Raw genomic sequence first — 765 nt, forward strand, 5'->3', positions numbered from 1 at the left:
CCCCCCCCGCCCGCCCCCGCACCCGCCCTCCCACAAACAACCCGGAACCAGGAAACACAGACCGCATCGCAGCACTTCTGGGACCGCGTCAACACAACCGGAGCCACCCAACTACTCATCATGGTCACCCTCCCCCTCGCCGTGCTCGTAAGCATCATCTGGACAACCACAACAACCATGTGACCCCCCACAGCACACCCACGCGCCTCATGCCCCCGTCGCCCCACGCCCCCCGCTCACCCGCCGCCCGGCTCCCCCGCACTCCGCCGCAGCAGCGGCGTCAGACGGCGGCCGACGAGCCGGCGCATCACCAGAGCCGTGCTCGTACGCTCCACCCCCGGAGCAGCCAGGACCTGCCCGGCAACGCGGTAGAGATCATCAGCGTCGGTAGCCACGACACGCACCAGAAGATCGGTGTCCCCGCTGAGCCCGTCGACCTCGACCACCTCGGGGATGCGGCCGAGGGCGTCTGCGACCTCTTCCAGCCGCCGCTGCGTCACCCGCGTGGTGATCACGGCCGAGAGCCGGTAGCCCAGCGCCGCCGGATCGACACACCGTTCGAAGGAGAGCAGGGCGCCACGGCGCTGGAGCTTCCCCAGCCGTGCCTGAACAGTGTTGCGGGACAGCCCGAGCCGCTCGGCCAGCGCCGCCACAGGGGCGCGGGGCTCGTCGGCGAGCGCGAGCAGCAGCCTCGCGTCGAGAACGTCGAGGGATTCCTCACCTGTCACAATGCTCAACCTCACAGCCCCGAACGCCTTCCCCACC

Annotated in this window: 1 protein-coding gene; it reads right to left on the reverse strand. The window is 70.1% G+C overall.

Annotated elements, in window-relative coordinates; all coding sequences use genetic code 11:
* Positions 1 to 236: 236 nt before the first annotated feature.
* Positions 237 to 728 (reverse strand): Lrp/AsnC family transcriptional regulator, encoded by a 492-nt coding sequence (locus AN215_RS00065; RefSeq protein WP_107374238.1) that lies wholly within the window; start codon positions 726 to 728, stop codon positions 237 to 239.
* Positions 729 to 765 lie beyond the last annotated feature (37 nt).

This window comes from Streptomyces abyssalis (assembly GCF_001751365.1).
GTDB classification, from domain to species: domain Bacteria; phylum Actinomycetota; class Actinomycetes; order Streptomycetales; family Streptomycetaceae; genus Streptomyces; species Streptomyces abyssalis.